Genomic DNA, 16782 nt, shown 5'->3' with positions numbered 1-16782 from the left:
CCCTGGTGAGATGCCTTCTTTTTTATCTTTTAAATCCACCTTCTGAATGAATAACTTGCCCAGTAATCCACTCGGCCTCTTCACTTACTAAAAATTTAATGAGTCTAGCTGCATCCCTTGGCTCACCAATTCTGCCAAAAGGAAACATCGGCTTTAACCCTTGTTTTATCTCTTCAGTCATCCATCCTGTATCGGTTGGTCCTGGATTAATTGCATTCACTGTTATTCCTAAATGAGCTACCTCTGCTGACAACGTACTAGTAAGAGCATCAATAGCTCCCTTCGTTGTCGCATAAGCTAGTTCTCCTGCCATAGGACCTTGAAATTGCCCCGAAGTAATATTAACAATTCTACCACCAGATTTCTTATCAAATCCCCGGGAAAATTGACTACTGAGCAATGTAGTCGCACGAACATTTACCATATAATGCTTATCTAATTCTTCAGCAGTCAACGTAGAGAAATCATTATTCGTAGAATATGCTGCATTATTAATTAATATATGAGGGTACCCTAATTGTTCAGTAACTTTATTTATAAGCTCTTTTGGTGCATCATTCTGAGTTAAATCTAACTCCATACTTGATACTTTAACACCGTTTTTTAGTAACTCTTCTTTTAATTGTATTTGTTCATTTTTATCAACGCCCCAAGGCATCTCTTTATCGTAAGATGTCCAATACGTAAAAAATATATCGTATCCTGATTCAGCTAATTCTTTACAAATCGCTGCCCCTATACCATCTAGACGACTTACCCCTGTAATAACTGCTACTTTATTTTTTAATTGGTTCATCATATACTCCTCCAAGTTTAAAGGACGCATATTTTATATAAGAGATATAAACTTTCCCACAAAAAAGACAGATACATAAAATAGGCACCTATCCTTATAAAAGGGATGTACAAGCCAAATATGCATTCCTTGAATGATTTACAGATAACTAAATAAACCCTCGCTTATGAGAGCAAAATTTATCTATCTAGTAGTTTCTAATCATTACAAGTTCATCCACATATTGAGTCTTTGTCTCCTCTCCATATATCTCCAAATTTTATTTTAGCACTAAAGATTTAATATTTCAAAAGATAAAATAACCACTCCTATTTATAAAGTATCGTGTACTATAAACCATAGTTAATAACTAATTTAAATTTAAGTGTATACATTTATCATTACCTATTCGTTGTATAAGTGTAGGGAGGAAAAGTGATGGGAAAAGAAAATATATTTACCTCCTATCTTATCAATCTAGGGGAGGAAGTGTTCAAACTACTACTAGCGAAAGGGGCTATAAAAGAAGATGCAGAAGACATCATCCAAAATACTTTCTATAAAGTATATACGTTGCTAGATCACCTAACCGAGAGTAACATACGACCATGGTTTTTTAGGGTGGCATTAAATGAATACATTGACTTAAAGAGAAAAAAAGAGCAACAGAACATCTATTTAACTGAAGATATTTATTCAAAATTACAATATACAGACCGAGAATTAGACGCTGTTTTAAATAAAGATGAGATTTTCTATTTATTAAAAGATATAAAAACAGAATATAAAGAAGCCTTCTTTTTAAAATACTATTACAACTTTTCATATGAAGAAATCGCTCTAATACTAGATATTCAAGTGAACAGCGTAAAACAAAAATTACATCGTGCACGTAAAACAATTCATTCTACAGTAGGAGGAAAACCTTAATGGATACTTCTTTAAAAGATGCATTAAAAAAAGCTCAAAGAAAACAGTTACTTAAAATCATCATTACCTCAATTATCGTTGTAATCATGCTTATACCTATAATTTATAAAGTTGGCAATTACTTTGCGGCGAAAAGTTCGACAAAGCTTCACGAAAGTCTCTTTTTACATAATGCAATTGCCGAACCTAATGTGCAAATCGATTCTCAAGTTACAAGTAATTCAACTATGTTTGGCGGCAATATTATATCAAATCGATCTAAAAATATTAATGGTTATGTAGTCCCATGGAACACTTTAACAAGTTCCTATGGTTGGCTCCGTATCAACATTGATACCAATGAATTAACACCCGGATTTTATTGGTCCGATACAGAGTTCTATGAGTATGATAAACAAACAAAGAAAAAATTTGCAACATTTTATAATCCCGCTATTAAGGAATATTTTGATGGTGTCCAAAATGAATTAGGGGAAGTTTCACAAATGAATAACTATGTTGCCGAAGTTGCTATTTCTTTCAACCAGCCCTACACACTACAAGAAATTAAAGAGAAGATTCCAGACAACTTAAACATTGTATGGTTATACATGACCTCACCAATTAGAGATGAAAGCAAAGGGCCTGCTGGTATGCCCGTTTATGGATTTAATCCAGACAAGTCACCTGGAGAAGCCTATAAAGAGTTCGTTGATTCACTTAACCAATACGATGACGATGGTCATGATAAAGATATCCAGAAGTTTTTAAAATCAAACAAGGACAAACCATTTGATCAAGTGAAAATTTTAGGGGTTATGCTAACTGGGAGAACGGAAAACTTTAAGGCGTTAGAAAACCAAGACTTTATTCGTGGTGCTTCTGTAGGGGTGACTGCGCAAATTGTTCCTTATATAAAGCCAGAGAAATAATACGTAATGCGCAGATACACTAAAAAAACTAAATGAATCTATTTACTCTGGGAGCTCTCTACTACAATAGATAGCTCCCAGACCACATTTATTCTTCACCTTCCAAAAATAAACTTCAAAATGCTTTGTACAATTTCACAAATGAAAAATCATAAATTTGTTCACATTATATCTATTGTGAATCTTTTCACATTAGATATATAATAAACGTGTAAATACAATATTGGAGGGATTTCAATGGTTATCAATTTTTTAAGAACTGATAAACGTGCTACTTTCATATTATTACTTTTACGGCTTTACATAGGATATACATGGCTCGCTGCTGGGATAGGCAAAGTCTTCGGACAATCTTTTGACGCAAGCGGTTTTCTAAAGGGTGCTATTGCTCAAGCATCAGGTGACCATCCTGCAGTACAAAGTTGGTGGGCAGATTTTCTTCAACATTTTGTCCTTCCAAACGCAGACCTATTTAGCTTTTTAGTTCAATGGGGAGAAATTTTAGTAGGTCTAGGTTTGATTTTAGGCGGATTAACAAAAACAGCTGCATTTTTCGGAATCATAATGAATCTTTCATTTTTATTAAGCGGAACTGTTAGTGTAAACCCAAACCTGCTTATTTTGACTATGTTCATTTTAGTTGCAGGGCAGAACGCTGGACGTATTGGATTAGATGGCTATGTTTTCCCTAAACTTTTCCGTAAAAACAACCACGGAATATATAAATTAAGTAAAACTGCGTAGTAACAATTTACTTTTAAAATATAAATAAGAAAAAGAGCCTGAATATAGGCTCTTTTTCTTATTTATCCTAATTTAAACTTTTAACGAACCACGAAAACCTCTGGCAGCATAGTAAGAGTCTGCTCCATTGTGGTACACGAAAACATGTCCAAAGCGATAATCGCAAAATAGAGCACCACCAAGCTCTCTAATATCTGAAGGTGTTTGTACCCAACTCGATGATTTCATATCAAAATCTCCAAGTTGTTGTAACTCTCGATATTGTTCTTCCGTTAATAACTCAATACCCATAGCGGCCGCCACATCAATAGCGTTATTTTCTGGTTTATGCTTTTTTCTTGATTCTAACGCTTCAAGATCATAACAAAGACTTCTGCGGCCTTTAGGACTCTCCTTTGAACAATCATAGAAAGTATATTCGTCCTTTTCTTCATCATAACCAATAACATCCGGCTCACCACCAGTTACTTCCATTTCGTTAAGTGACCACAATTTTTCATTATTAGTAGTCAGCTTCGCTTCAACTTTACCCCATTCAAGACCTTCATGGCGGTTCATGTTTTTCTCAAAACGAGCTTGCAATACTTTCAATAACTCTTCACGTTTTTCTACTAGTAAGTCATTTTTATTTCCTGTCATATTAGTCCTCCCTGATGTATGTACTGATAGTAGTTTAAGTATATATTTTATAATAAATCATCTCAATATGAAGACCGTTTCAATCATATGTCTTGTACAAACATCTATTACAAAGTCCTAAAACCCTCCATACTCTCTTCAAGCATATAGTGTGAAAACCACATCAAGTTCTGCTTCATAATAGCCACATGAACTCCTGGTTGGTCAGAACTATATGCCATTCCTTTAAATATAATTAATTCTGTATCAACTTCCATATCCATTAATCCTTGATATAGATCATATGCATTTGTAATCGGAATTCTTGCATCCTTTTCCCCATGTTGAATTAAGGTAGGCGTACAAGCTGATTTAATATACGTCATAGGTGATGTCTTCGTATATATATCTGGATCATTCCATGGAGTATTTCCTAAATACATTCTAATAAAGTAAGGTATATCTGTATTTACATAATGGGTACTCCAGTTAGTTATTCCACCGCCAACTGAAATAGCTTTAAACCTGCTACTAAATGTAGAACAGAAAGCTGATACATATCCACCGTTGCTCCATCCCATAACTCCTACTCTATCTTTATCTACTATCCCTTGATCAACTAGTTTATCAACTCCTGATATAACATCGTCGTAGTCAGCAATCCCCTGTTTTCTATAGTTAGCTTTTAAAAATTCATTACCATAACCTGAACTTCCTCTGTAATTTGGCTCTAAAACGATAAAGCCTTTTTCAACAAACTGTTCAATCGGATATTTCTCATTGAAGCAGTCTGAAAATATCGGAAAAGATGCCCAAGCCGGACCACCGTGAATTACTACTAATAAAGGATATTTTTTATTAGTGTCAAACTCTACTGGCGCTGATAAAACACCTTCTATTTCAAGACCATCACTACTTTTCCATGAGATGATTTCCCTGTTACTTTTAAGTTTCCCTTTGAAAAAGCTATTTTCATCCGTTATTTTTTTATCGTCTAAATAGATTTCAAAGGTTTCATTTGTTATAGCCTTATTATAGGTTATATGATTTCCATCCTTTGTTATAGAGGCATCCATTATAAAGCCATCTATCTTGTCGCTTAATGCTTCCACAGTGCCATCTTCAGCTAGTAATCCAATACGATAATTCGTTTTATCCTGCCATCTAATTAAAATTCCTTTAGCTGTCCACTGTAATGGCATAACTGTACTATCAAAGTTTGTTAGAGGCTGAATTACCTCTCCAGTATTCATATCATATATCTCTAACGTACTATCTTGTATATGGTTTCTATAGTAATCCTTCTCTCTTATGCTTGCTGTGTAACATATTTTACTGCCGTCAGGAGAAAAACAAACACTCCCTCCCAACAACTTATCCACATTCAGCTTTTGTAGCTCTCCAGCTTTAATATGGAGTATGTATAGATCTCCATTTATATAATCTGCCATATTTGAGCTTGGTGTCGTTATAAATACAACCTTTTTACCATCATTTGAAATATCAAATTCATGGATATGAAAGTCCTTACCATCCGTTAATTGATAAACAACTCTGTTCTCGTGTTCATCTGTATCACTTTGTATCACCTTTTCTATTTCAATGTAATATAAACAATCATTCTGGTGTTCCTTACCTATATGTTGAAAATCTCCATATAGCTCCTTACGTTTCTTTATCTCTTCACATTCTTTTGACTGCGTAACATAATAAAGCCCCTTGCCAGTAGGACCCCATTTGAATGTACTGACTCCTTCTTTCTCATCAGTAATTTGAACCTCTCTATAATCATCTAGTGACTTAACAAATATCTGATTTTCCCCGTCACCAACTGGACTAAGATATGCGATACACCTAGCATCTGGAGACCATAATGGGTGTGTACTATCTATATCACCATTTGATAATGGGTAACTCTGCTTCTTATCTTTTTCATATATCCATACATGATTCCTATATGTATTGTCTTTCCAATCAGCCGTCTTCTTAACAAATGCTACGTTTTTACCATCATCACTTATGTTTGTACTTGATACGGTTGGTAATGAAATAATCTCTTCTATACTTAAATATGTTTTTGCTTTCACTTTCATATAATAAGCCCCCTTGTAATGTCCATGAATCTACCGTCTCTTCTTGTCGTAATAAAGGAAATTGTTCACGGATACTTAAAATAGTAACGGAAAATTCAGATAAATAAAAGTGACTCCGATAAAGTAAAACTTTAATCTATAGGGCTCTTTCCGCTTATCAATTTTAGATGTTCTTTTTCGACACAAAAATACCCCTTTAGATAAAATATCTAAAGGGGTGCAAATTTGTAAATTTATTTTAAAGCTATAACTATATGTTGGTTTGGAATAAAATTTGATAAAAATGAAGTCACAAATCTTTATTTAACAACAAAAAAATTCATTTTGAAAAAACGATTGATCAAAATAGAATTACTCTTTTTAACTAAGTATGAGATTTTTATAAAAAAATTTTAATCAAAACTCACTTAGAATCTTTACTTGAAGAATAAAGCTTCGTATCTTTTTTGTGAACATCGTTAAACTAAGATAAATTTTGACCGAATCTGTAATTAATTGTAAAATATTATACATAGAAAGGTATTATAAAATAAATATAGAAGGGGTATGTTTTTTAGTTTTAAAGGGGCTAAAGCACATCTATTTTATGTTTTTAGAGGGAGAATTGAAAAATCATATGAAGAATTTCAAAAAGAGTACAGGTAAAATTTTACTAGCATCCGGATTAGTAGTTTCTATGTCAGCTTGTAGTGTAACTAATTTATTTGGAGAAAAAGAAAAAACAAATGCTGAATCTGGTAAACAAGAAAGTAAAGAAACTAAGACAGAAGGTAAATCATCTGAAACAAAGGAAAAATCAACTAACTCAAAAGAAGAAAGTAAAGATGTTAAGATGATTATGGTTTTACCTGAGGATTACCCACAACTTATGGTAGACATTGAAGAAGACTTATTAAGACGTCTAGATTACTATGATGCTTCTGTGAGGGATAATAAAAAGGGAAGTAAGTCAAATGAAGAGGTACGAGATAGTATTAAAGACTTAGATAAAGTATTTAATAAAATAGAGCGTATAGATGCACCAGGAAAATACAAGGAAGATCATAAGGAAATTGTAAAAGCTGTTCAAAAGTTAAAAGAATCTTTCAAAGAAGTATCGAAGTTATTTGATTACTCTAAAACACTTAAAGATACGGATGATGCAATCATAGATAAAGCAAACAATAAATTAGATGAAGCAAAACGCATTTGGAAACCTGTATTTGATAAGTTAAAAGCGGAAGCTAAGAGTAGTTCAACAACTACTTCTACAACAAGTGGTACTAGTTCTTCTAACTCACCGAGTTTATCTAGTGGTAATACAGTTAAAACATACAGTACCCAAGATAAAACTGGTATATTCAAAGGAAAAATTGATACACCAGACGAGGGTTCGGCTAAGTTTAAGAATGTACAGAACAACTATAAAGACGGTACAGAGCTTGTAGGTAATTGGGGTATTGATTACGGAGACGGAGTCAAAACTACGTTAGTCCTAAAAGCAGATAAGACATTTGAAACATATGCAAATGGTTCTTATCCAAATAAAGATAATTACTTAACAGGAACATACCAAGCAGACGTTTCTTCCCATCAGTTAACGCTAATGGTGGAAAAAGGAACTCAAAATGGTCAAGAAGTGAAATTGGAACGACCTATTTATTCATCATATGAGGTTAAAAATTTAGATGGTAAAGCATTACAGATTTTCCACATAGACGAACAAGTAACAATTTGTTATGTAAAACAATAAATAACTAAAAGAACTCTGTAAAATGATTTTTACAGAGTTCTTTTCTTAGTTTTAATTTATTATAAACGATCAGACTTTTTTATAAACTATCAAAATTTATTTCAAACGCATAACTATATTTATTAACCTACCAATCTCCTACTCAACAGTAACAGACTTAGCTAAGTTACGTGGCTTATCAACGTCACACTCGCGGTGAAGTGCTGCGTAGTATGAGATAAGTTGTAATGGAATAACTGCTACTAGCGGTGCTAGCGCTTCGTGTACAGCTGGTAATACGAAGCTGTCACCTTCCATTTCTAAGCCTTTCATTGAGATGATACATGGGTTAGCTCCGCGTGCTACTACTTCTTTCACGTTACCACGAATTCCAAGGTTTACGTGCTCTTGTGTAGCAAGTGCGATAACTGGTGTACCATTTTCAATTAAAGCGATTGTACCGTGTTTTAACTCTCCTCCAGCGAATCCTTCTGCTTGGATGTAAGAGATTTCTTTTAGTTTTAACGCACCTTCTAATCCTACGTAGAAGTCTACGCTACGTCCGATGAAGAAACAGTTACGCGTTGTTGCTAAAAATTGTTTTGCTAATGCGTCCATTTCTTCTTTTTGATCACAAAGTTCTATCATTGCATTTGCTACAAGTCCTAGTTCGTGTGTTAAATCGAAATCAAGAACTTCACCTTTTGCTTTAGCAATATCAGCCGCTAAAATTGAAAGTACTGCAAGCTGTGCTGTGTAAGCTTTCGTTGATGCAACTGCAATTTCTGGTCCAGCGTATAACGGAAGTGTATAATCAGCTTCACGAGAAAGCGTAGAACCAGGCACGTTTGTAATTGTTAATGCTTTATGACCCATTTCATTTGTTTGTACAAGTACTGCACGGCTATCAGCTGTTTCACCACTTTGTGAAATGTAAATGAAGAATGGTCTTTTTGTTAATAATGGCATGTTGTAAGAGAATTCACTTGCCACGTGTACTTCAACTGGCATTTTTGCAAACTTCTCGATAAATTGTTTTCCAACAAGACCTGCATGATAACTCGTTCCACATGCAATGATGTAAATACGATCGCTATCTAAAATCGCATTGCGGATGTCTTGATTTAATTCAATTTCGCCATTTTCATCTTGATACTTTTGAATTATATTACGGATTACAAGTGGTTGCTCATCGATTTCTTTAAGCATGAAATGAGGATATGTTCCTTTTTCAATATCACTTGCGTCTAATTCCGCTGTAAACGGTGCACGTTCAATCGTTTCACCTTGTAAGTTTTTAATTGTAATACTTTCTTTCGTTACGATTACGATTTCTTTATCCATTAACTCAATGAATTGATCTGTAACTTGTAACATCGCCATAGCGTCGCTTGCCACAACATTAAAGTTGTCACCAACACCTACTAATAGCGGGCTTTTGTTTTTAGCAACATAAATCATGTTTGGATTTTCAGCATCAAGTAATCCGATTGCATAAGAGCCATGTAAAAGAGATAGCGTATTACGGAACGCTTCTTCTACACTTAATCCTGTGCTCACTTGTTGTTCCATAAGCTGTACGATAACCTCTGTATCTGTTTCACTTACGAACGTTACATCTTGTAAATATTCCTTTTTCACTAATTCATAGTTTTCAATTACACCGTTATGAACTAATGTAAAGCGTTTTGATGTACTTTGATGCGGATGCGCGTTTACTTTACTTGGAACACCGTGTGTAGCCCAGCGTGTGTGTCCGATACCTACGCTTGCTGCTACGTTCTCATCTACGATTTCACGAAGTTTTGCGATACGGCCTTTTTCTTTGTATACAACAACACCGTTCTCTGCTTGTACTGCAATACCTGCTGAATCATATCCACGATATTCTAGCTTTTCTAAACCTTTTAATAAAATTTCCTTTGCATCTTGCTCTCCAATAAATCCTACGATTCCACACATGTTTAGTCGCCGTTACAAATGCTTACACTGCTCTGCGAACATGTAACGACATAGTCCGATACCATTTTTATTTATACTAAAAAACGGATTACATATTGCTAGCCCTGTAAGCTTGTAACGGCTTTCACCTTCCTCTCGATTGGGTTTAAGTCCGTATATACTTATACAGCTAGTTTTCATCCGTTCCTCTTCTCTCATCACACTTTCACCTTTGTCCACTAAGTCACCTTAATGATTTAAGTAAAAGCTTGCGGTTGTGATGAACAACCGGGAGTCATCCGCCGAAATCTCGATAAACCCCACCTCGTCAACTACACTATTTGTAGTTCTGGCGCTTTTATAATTTACAATATTTCCTTTGAGAAAAAGAACAAGACCATCTTATAACAAACATGGATAAACCGTCAATGAAATTTTTTTCATCGTCTATAAAACATATGAAAAAGGAGCACTTTTTGTGCTCCTTTTTCATATAAATTCAGCTAATTATTCAGCGCCAACTTCGGCTTTCACAACTTCTACAATGCGATGTACATATGCATCACAAACTTCTTGTGTTGGTGCTTCTGCCATTACACGAATAAGTGGCTCTGTTCCAGATGGGCGAACAAGAATACGGCCATCACCGTTCATTTCTTCCTCTACAACACGAATAATTTCTTTAATTTTTTCATTTTCTAATGCTAATTTTTTATCTGTTACACGAACGTTTACTAGCAATTGTGGGAATTTCGTCATTTCCCCTGCAAGCTCAGATAATGGCTTTTTCGTCATTTTCATGATGTTTACAAGTTGAAGTGCACTTAACATTCCATCACCAGTTGTAATGTAATCAAGTAAGATAATATGGCCTGATTGTTCTCCACCTAGGTTGTAACCTCCGCGCTTCATTTCTTCCATTACGTAGCGGTCACCAACTGCTGTTTTATCACTTGTAATATTATTTGCTTCAAGTGCTTTGTAGAAACCTAAGTTACTCATAACAGTTGAAACAACTGTATTATGTTTTAATTGACCAGTTTCTTTCATGTACTTCGCACAAATGAACATAATTTGATCACCGTCAACGATGTTTCCTTTTTCGTCTACAGCAATTAAACGGTCGCCATCGCCATCAAAAGCAAGTCCGATATCCGCACCTTTTTCTTTTACCAATTCAGCTAAGCCTTCTGGATGTGTAGATCCTACACCCTCATTAATATTCATACCATTTGGAGAAGTTCCCATCGTTGAAATATCAGCTTCTAGGTCTGCAAATAAGTATGGAGCAAGAGAAGAAGTTGCACCATGTGCACAATCTAAAGCGATATGTAGGCCAGAGAAATCTTCTTCAACAGTTTGTTTAATGTACTGTAAATATTTTTGTCCACCTTCAAAGTAATCACTCACTTGTCCAAGATTAGTACCTGTCGGACGTGGTAGTTCATCAACTTCTTTGTCTAATAAAGCTTCAATCTCAGCTTCTTGCTCATCTGTTAATTTAAAGCCGTCTGAACCAAAGAATTTAATACCGTTATCTTGTACTGGATTATGAGATGCAGAAATCATAACACCCGCTTGTGCGTCTAGTGCTTTTGTTAAATAAGCAACGCCCGGTGTAGAAATAACGCCAAGGCGCATTACTTCTGCTCCAGTTGATAATAGCCCTGCTACTAAAGCTCCTTCTAACATATGGCCAGATACACGTGTATCACGACCAATAATTACTTTTGGACGATCTGTATCTTTTGTTAATACATAACCACCAAAACGTCCAATTTTGAAAGCTAATTCAGGTGTTAACTCCTTATTTGCAACTCCGCGTACTCCATCTGTACCAAAATATTTACCCATTATGATTCGCTCCTTTTTCTTGCTCTTTTTGATTGTGATTATCTACTGTTGGTTCTTGACTCGTTTCTTTATCTTTATCTTGATTTTGATTTTGATTTTGGTTTTGATTCTTTTCCTGTTCTTTTTCTGAATCAGGTTCAGGATTTTTTGGTTTCTCATTTTGATTTTCTTGATCGGTGTTTGAATCCGGTTGTTGACCGTTACCCTGTACTTCTTTATCTGGTTTTTCTTTCTTCACAATAGTAACTTTAGCACTTTTTTGTTTTGGCTCTATTGAAATATTACCAGGACCACTCACTTGAATTGAAATATCTTTCGTTCCTGGAGATACATTTTGCAGATTAATTACCGCTGTTATTTGAGCAGCTGTTATTTTATCTACTATACTTGCTTCTCCTGAAATATCAACACTTATCTTTCCATCTTGTGGCGAAAGTAGCTGAGCAGTAACATCTTTAGAAAGTCCATTTTTCTGGATTGGGATACCATCAATCGTTTTTGTTTTCGTTTGTTTTGTTTTTTGCACTCCCACCGAAACCTTCACTTGATTCGGTTTGGCACTTGTTACACCCTTGGGTAATAAAACAGAGGCATCGAATGTTGTAGACTCTGTCAATTGACTAAGATCTACTTCGACCCCCTCTAGCGATTGTATATTATCCAAAATATCTTTTGGACCAGCTATCGTTACTTCTCTCGGTTCAACACTGATATTTGTAACCGCCAATCCTTCTGCTAAACTCCCCTTCTTCGTATACGTTACAGGAACAGTTTTTTCAGTATTATTGGCTGTATTTTGCGTTGCCACATTCAACGTTACACTAATCTTAGATGGACTTGTTCTTACATTTAAACGTTTTCCTTCTTTATTGTATAATGTAACTTCGGGCGTTTTTGTAACAGTTTTATTAACACCTTTTAAATCAACATACGCTTTGGCAGATGAAATGCTTTCAATTTCTTCTTTCGTCCCAACTACCTCAACAGTATCCGGTTTAAGGCTTGATTTTTCTAGAGTAGCCCCCGCTGGCATCTGATCCTCATTTGATAATTTCAGATCTACATGAACATATTTTCTCGCCTTTTCATGAAGAGTAACTTTAATTGTTGATGGCTGAACTGTTCCTTTCACATCATCTGGAAGCCCGTTCGTTTTTAAAGAAATCTCATAAGTTCCTTTTGGACTATCTCGCAAATCAACCGGTATGTCAAATTGTTTTTTTGCTTTTGCTGTAGCAACTGATGCTTTTGGGCCTTCTAATTTTACTTTAACGCCCTCTGCCGGAATACCACTTACAATATATTTCTCCTCATCATACTTAAGATTAATAGCATAATTAGTTAATGTTTCTTTCGTATCATTTGCAAAAGGTAATATACCTGATGTCGTATTTTTTTCAGTTAACGTCGCTGACATAAAAAGCATACACGCCAATAGTAATGAGATCCCTTTTAAAAACCAATGATTCTCCATTAACTTATCCATGACGCTTTCTCCTCCAATTCCATAAAGACGAAGAAGTCGTTTTTTCGTTTCCACTAAATTCAGCTAATAACATATCCTTCAGCTGTTCTGTCTTCAAATCACGATGCAACTTACCATTTTTCGTTAAAGAAATTTGACCAGTTTCTTCAGACACAACTACTGTAATACTATCAGTAACTTCACTAACTCCCATTGCAGCACGATGTCTAGTTCCTAATTCTTTAGAAATAAACGGACTTTCTGATAATGGAAGATAGCATGCTGCTGCTTTAATTGTACTTCCTTGCATAATTACCGCTCCGTCATGAAGAGGTGTATTTGGAATAAAAATATTAATAAGTAATTCCGATGATACGTTTGCATTCAGCGGAATACCCGTTTCCACATAATCACCCATACCGGTCTCTTTTGACAAAGTAATTAATGCACCAATTCTACGTTTCCCCATATATTCGGTTGCTTTTGCTATCGCTGTTGCAACCATTTCAGGTTCATCATCCTCATGCGTTCCAACACGCGAAAATAAACTTCCGCGCCCTAGCTGCTCAAGTGCTCTTCGCAATTCTGGCTGAAAGATAATAATAACGGCTAAAAATCCCCACGTTAATACTTGTTCAGTTAGCCAAGATAGCGTACGCAATTCAAGGAAAATACTGATCATCTTAACGACGATAATAACTGTAATCCCTTTTAAAAGTTGAACAGCTTTCGTCCCTCGGATTATAAGAATTAGCTTATATATAATAAACCATACAATGGCAATATCTAATGCCGTACTAAGATATTTCAAAATGGTCGTATCTTCAAAAGGCATGCTATCCCTTCCTCCTACTTACGAGCAATTCTATCCATATATTGAAATATTGTTTTATGCTCTATCTGTATGTATTTCCAACAACTAGTTAATTATACCATACATGAAACAAACGACAATTACAAACAACCCCCTTTAGCTCAAATTGGTAAGATGTCAAACATTTTTATTGTACAGTATAATATAAATCATTATTATACGCCTATTTTCAAATAAAAAAAGCAACTTCTCAGTTGCTTTTCTTACATTTATTTTAGTTTTTCACCGAATAAAGAACCCATTAAAGCAACTGCTGTTGTTGCCGTTCTATTTCTCTCATCTAAAATCGTATTTACCTCAACAAATTCAGCAGATGTGATAATATCAGCTTCTGCTAACATTTCCATCGCCAAATGACTTTCACGATAAGATAGACCGCCAATTACAGGCGTTCCAACACCTGGTGCATCATGAGGATCAAGACCGTCTAAATCTAATGATAAGTGTACACCATCAGTATGAGATAAATATGCGATTGTTTCTTCCATAACAGCCGTCATCCCCATACGATCAATTTCATGCATTGAGAACACTTTAATACCTTCATTGCGAATGAAATCTTTTTCTCCTTCATCCAATGCACGCGCACCGATAATTACGACATTCTCTTTTTTCACCTTTGGATATGCTCCGTATAAATCTACAAGTGAAGAATGTCCATAACCTAAACTTGCTGCAAGTGACATACCATGAATATTTCCAGATGGTGAAGTTTCCTCTGTATTTAAATCACCGTGTGCATCATACCAAATAACGCCTAAGTTTTTATAATGTTTTGCTACACCAGCTAATGTACCGATAGCAATACTATGGTCACCACCTAATACAAGTGGAAAACGACCTTCTTCTATAATATGATCCACCTTACTTGCTAATTCATTACATACAGTTGCAACTTGTGTAAGGTTTCTTAATTTTGTATTTTCATCTATCTCTTTTTCTCTCTCTATACATATATCTCCCATATCTTTAACGTCATATCCAATTTCTTCAATTCTTTCAATTACCCCTGCATAACGGATCGCGCTAGGTCCCATATCAACTCCACGACGCATCTGTCCTAAATCCATTGGAACTCCAATAACTGAGATTTCTTTTTTCATAGATAGTATCCCCCTTTTATGCCTTCACTAAATATTTTAAATCTTTTATATAGTCTGACTCAACTCGACATTTTTCTGTATGGATATACAATTTATTCACTTATATTCATACTGAAAACCAAATTTCAAGACTATTCTATGTATAAAGTTAACTTAATGAAACAATCGCAATCACTATTATTAAATAATAATAATAAAACACTCCTACATTTAGAAGTGTTTTTCTGATGCTATTTTCCATACTATTGCAATATTTTTTGTTGTCATTTCAATATTTTCTTCTGCTACTTTATATGCTTCTTCTAGTGTCATCGGTCTCGTTGTAATACTAAATACCGCATCTATTCCTTTCTCGTACACAGCTGAATAATCAGATGATACAGACCCTCCAAGAGCAATTACAGGCACAGAAAAACGTTTTGCACGCCCCGCAACACCCACAGGAGCCTTTCCATATGCAGTTTGTTTATCTATTCTACCTTCACCAGTTATAATGAGATTTGCATCTTCTATATGTTTATCGAAATTTGTATAATCTAATACAATTTCAATGCCCCTCCGCAAGTCTCCCTTTAACACTGAAATAACAGCCGCTCCCATTCCTCCCGCTGCCCCTGCACCAGGTATTTCAGATACATCAAAAAATACATATCGTTTAAGCATATTCGCATAATGTTGTAAATTCTCATCTAGCTCTTTCATCATCCCTACATTTGCACCCTTTTGTCTCCCAAATATGAAAGATGCTCCCTGCATTCCGACTAATGGATTATCCACATCACATGCCGCTTCTATCTTTACCCCCTTTAAGCGGGGGTCCATTCGTGAAAAATCAATAGCAACAATCGAATGTAATGTGCCTCCAGATGGATCTATTACTTCACCCTTGTCATTTATAAATCTTACTCCTAAAGCTGCTAACATACCTGCCCCACCATCATTTGTAGCACTTCCTCCAAGTCCTAAAATTATGTACTCCACTCCTTGATCTAGCGCATGTAATATAAGTTCTCCTGTTCCTTTTGTCGTTGTAATAAGTGGGTTGCGCTTTTCAACTGGAACGTGCTGTAATCCTGATGCTGCTGCCATTTCAATAAACGCTGTCTTTTTATCTTTAGAAATGCCATAAAAAGCTTGTATACCTTCTCTAAGCGGTCCTGTCACACTAATTGATATAATTCTCCCCCCTGTAGCATCAACAAGTGATTCAACCGTCCCTTCTCCTCCATCTCCAATTGGTATTTTCACATACTCTGCATTAGGAAAAATTGCTCTAAAACCTCTTTCAATAGCTCCACATACTTCTATAGCTTTTAGGCTTTCTTTATATGAATCAGATGCAATAACAACTTTCACAATTATCTCCCCATCCCTTATTTTTACGTTTTCTTCATTTTAAACGACAAGTATAAAAGTTGTCTTTTTAAAAACAAAAAAAGCTTACATCATATGATGTAAGCTTTTTTATTTAGATGGAGCCTAGCGGGATCGAACCGCTGACCTCCTGCGTGCAAGGCAGGCGCTCTCCCAGCTGAGCTAAGGCCCCTTATTAATTAAGCGGAAGACGGGATTCGAACCCGCGACCCCAACCTTGGCAAGGTTGTATTCTACCACTGAACTACTTCCGCAAAAATGATGAGCCATGAAGGACTCGAACCTTCGACCCTCTGATTAAAAGTCAGATGCTCTACCAACTGAGCTAATGGCTCGTAAATGGCTGGGCTAGCTGGATTCGAACCAGCGCATGACGGAGTCAAAGTCCG

14 protein-coding genes and 3 tRNA genes are annotated in these 16782 nt (G+C 35.4%); 4 read left to right on the top strand and 13 right to left on the bottom strand.

Going from position 1 to position 16782, the window contains the following annotated elements; all coding sequences use genetic code 11:
- Positions 1-22 precede the first annotated feature (22 nt).
- Positions 23-799, bottom strand: coding sequence for an SDR family oxidoreductase (locus AU379_RS27055; protein WP_061140069.1), 777 nt, complete (start codon positions 797-799; stop codon positions 23-25).
- A 414-nt stretch (positions 800-1213) separates the two neighbouring features.
- Here AU379_RS27055 and AU379_RS27050 point away from each other — a divergent pair, with 414 nt between their 5' ends.
- From AU379_RS27050 to AU379_RS27040, 3 genes are all read left to right on the top strand, one after another.
- Positions 1214-1705 carry an RNA polymerase sigma factor gene (locus tag AU379_RS27050; protein WP_061140068.1) on the top strand — a complete coding sequence of 164 codons (492 nt, stop codon included), beginning with the start codon at positions 1214-1216 and terminating at the stop codon, positions 1703-1705.
- Positions 1705-2616: a sigma factor regulator N-terminal domain-containing protein gene (locus AU379_RS27045; RefSeq protein WP_000381492.1), complete on the top strand. Its 912-nt coding sequence runs from the start codon at positions 1705-1707 to the stop codon at positions 2614-2616. Before AU379_RS27050 ends, AU379_RS27045 begins: the two co-directional genes overlap by 1 nt.
- A 237-nt stretch (positions 2617-2853) precedes the next feature.
- Positions 2854-3360, top strand: a complete 507-nt coding sequence (locus tag AU379_RS27040; RefSeq protein WP_000236366.1) for a DoxX family protein — start codon at positions 2854-2856, stop codon at positions 3358-3360.
- Positions 3361-3432: 72 nt separating this feature from the next.
- On the opposite strand, the gene AU379_RS27035 is transcribed toward AU379_RS27040, so the two are convergent.
- Positions 3433-3999 (bottom strand): DUF4256 domain-containing protein, encoded by a 567-nt coding sequence (locus tag AU379_RS27035; protein WP_025966056.1) that lies wholly within the window; start codon positions 3997-3999, stop codon positions 3433-3435.
- 107 nt (positions 4000-4106) lie between these two features.
- Positions 4107-6071, bottom strand: coding sequence for a S9 family peptidase (locus AU379_RS27030; protein WP_061140067.1), 1965 nt, complete (start codon positions 6069-6071; stop codon positions 4107-4109).
- A gap of 616 nt (positions 6072-6687) precedes the next feature.
- Here AU379_RS27030 and AU379_RS27025 point away from each other — a divergent pair.
- Positions 6688-7803: a DUF3994 domain-containing protein gene (locus AU379_RS27025; RefSeq protein WP_061140077.1), complete on the top strand. Its 1116-nt coding sequence runs from the start codon at positions 6688-6690 to the stop codon at positions 7801-7803.
- Positions 7804-7941: 138 nt separating this feature from the next.
- Here the strand turns inward: AU379_RS27025 and glmS are convergent, their stop codons facing one another.
- From glmS to AU379_RS26975, 10 genes are all read right to left on the bottom strand, one after another.
- Positions 7942-9744, bottom strand: a complete 1803-nt coding sequence (gene glmS, locus AU379_RS27020) for a glutamine--fructose-6-phosphate transaminase (isomerizing) (protein ID WP_061140066.1) — start codon at positions 9742-9744, stop codon at positions 7942-7944.
- A gap of 12 nt (positions 9745-9756) precedes the next feature.
- Positions 9757-9942, bottom strand: a complete 186-nt coding sequence (locus tag AU379_RS27015; protein ID WP_001206405.1) for a hypothetical protein — start codon at positions 9940-9942, stop codon at positions 9757-9759.
- Between the two features lie 288 nt (positions 9943-10230).
- A complete protein-coding gene (gene glmM, locus AU379_RS27010; protein WP_000521476.1) occupies positions 10231-11577 on the bottom strand; it encodes a phosphoglucosamine mutase in 1347 nt (448 codons plus the stop codon).
- The gene (locus tag AU379_RS27005; protein ID WP_061140065.1) at positions 11570-13063 is read right to left on the bottom strand and encodes a CdaR family protein; all 1494 of its coding nucleotides are present in this window, start codon (positions 13061-13063) and stop codon (positions 11570-11572) included. Before AU379_RS27005 ends, glmM begins: the two co-directional genes overlap by 8 nt.
- Positions 13056-13877: a diadenylate cyclase CdaA gene (gene cdaA, locus AU379_RS27000; RefSeq protein ID WP_001115697.1), complete on the bottom strand. Its 822-nt coding sequence runs from the start codon at positions 13875-13877 to the stop codon at positions 13056-13058. Before cdaA ends, AU379_RS27005 begins: the two co-directional genes overlap by 8 nt.
- A 248-nt stretch (positions 13878-14125) precedes the next feature.
- Positions 14126-15019, bottom strand: a complete 894-nt coding sequence (gene rocF / locus AU379_RS26995; RefSeq protein ID WP_000711563.1) for an arginase — start codon at positions 15017-15019, stop codon at positions 14126-14128.
- 210 nt (positions 15020-15229) lie between these two features.
- Complete coding sequence (locus AU379_RS26990) at positions 15230-16375, bottom strand: glycerate kinase (RefSeq protein WP_061140064.1); 1146 nt, start codon at positions 16373-16375, stop codon at positions 15230-15232.
- 117 nt (positions 16376-16492) lie between these two features.
- Positions 16493-16565 (bottom strand) — tRNA-Ala (locus tag AU379_RS26985).
- Positions 16566-16575: 10 nt separating this feature from the next.
- Positions 16576-16647 (bottom strand) — tRNA-Gly (locus AU379_RS26980).
- An 8-nt stretch (positions 16648-16655) separates the two neighbouring features.
- Positions 16656-16728 (bottom strand) — tRNA-Lys (locus tag AU379_RS26975).
- Positions 16729-16782: the final 54 nt, after the last annotated feature.

The sequence above is a fragment of the Bacillus sp. JH7 genome (assembly GCF_001563515.1).
Taxonomy (GTDB): domain Bacteria; phylum Bacillota; class Bacilli; order Bacillales; family Bacillaceae_G; genus Bacillus_A; species Bacillus_A cereus.
The sequence above is the reverse complement of the archived record's forward strand: the minus strand, read 5'-3'. Positions and strand labels throughout refer to the sequence as shown.

What these genes read in the sequence shown, in the direction of transcription:
- rocF (WP_000711563.1), bottom strand. Translation starts at nt 15,019, where the DNA reads ATGAAAAAAGAAATCTCAGTTATTGGAGTTCCAATGGATTTAGGACAG.
- AU379_RS27055 (WP_061140069.1), bottom strand. Translation starts at nt 799, where the DNA reads ATGATGAACCAATTAAAAAATAAAGTAGCAGTTATTACAGGGGTAAGT.
- AU379_RS27025 (WP_061140077.1), top strand. Translation starts at nt 6,688, where the DNA reads ATGAAGAATTTCAAAAAGAGTACAGGTAAAATTTTACTAGCATCCGGA.
- AU379_RS27005 (WP_061140065.1), bottom strand. Translation starts at nt 13,063, where the DNA reads ATGGATAAGTTAATGGAGAATCATTGGTTTTTAAAAGGGATCTCATTA.
- AU379_RS27035 (WP_025966056.1), bottom strand. Translation starts at nt 3,999, where the DNA reads ATGACAGGAAATAAAAATGACTTACTAGTAGAAAAACGTGAAGAGTTA.
- AU379_RS27030 (WP_061140067.1), bottom strand. Translation starts at nt 6,071, where the DNA reads ATGAAAGTGAAAGCAAAAACATATTTAAGTATAGAAGAGATTATTTCA.
- cdaA (WP_001115697.1), bottom strand. Translation starts at nt 13,877, where the DNA reads ATGCCTTTTGAAGATACGACCATTTTGAAATATCTTAGTACGGCATTA.
- AU379_RS27040 (WP_000236366.1), top strand. Translation starts at nt 2,854, where the DNA reads ATGGTTATCAATTTTTTAAGAACTGATAAACGTGCTACTTTCATATTA.
- glmM (WP_000521476.1), bottom strand. Translation starts at nt 11,577, where the DNA reads ATGGGTAAATATTTTGGTACAGATGGAGTACGCGGAGTTGCAAATAAG.
- glmS (WP_061140066.1), bottom strand. Translation starts at nt 9,744, where the DNA reads ATGTGTGGAATCGTAGGATTTATTGGAGAGCAAGATGCAAAGGAAATT.
- AU379_RS27015 (WP_001206405.1), bottom strand. Translation starts at nt 9,942, where the DNA reads ATGAGAGAAGAGGAACGGATGAAAACTAGCTGTATAAGTATATACGGA.
- AU379_RS27050 (WP_061140068.1), top strand. Translation starts at nt 1,214, where the DNA reads ATGGGAAAAGAAAATATATTTACCTCCTATCTTATCAATCTAGGGGAG.
- AU379_RS27045 (WP_000381492.1), top strand. Translation starts at nt 1,705, where the DNA reads ATGGATACTTCTTTAAAAGATGCATTAAAAAAAGCTCAAAGAAAACAG.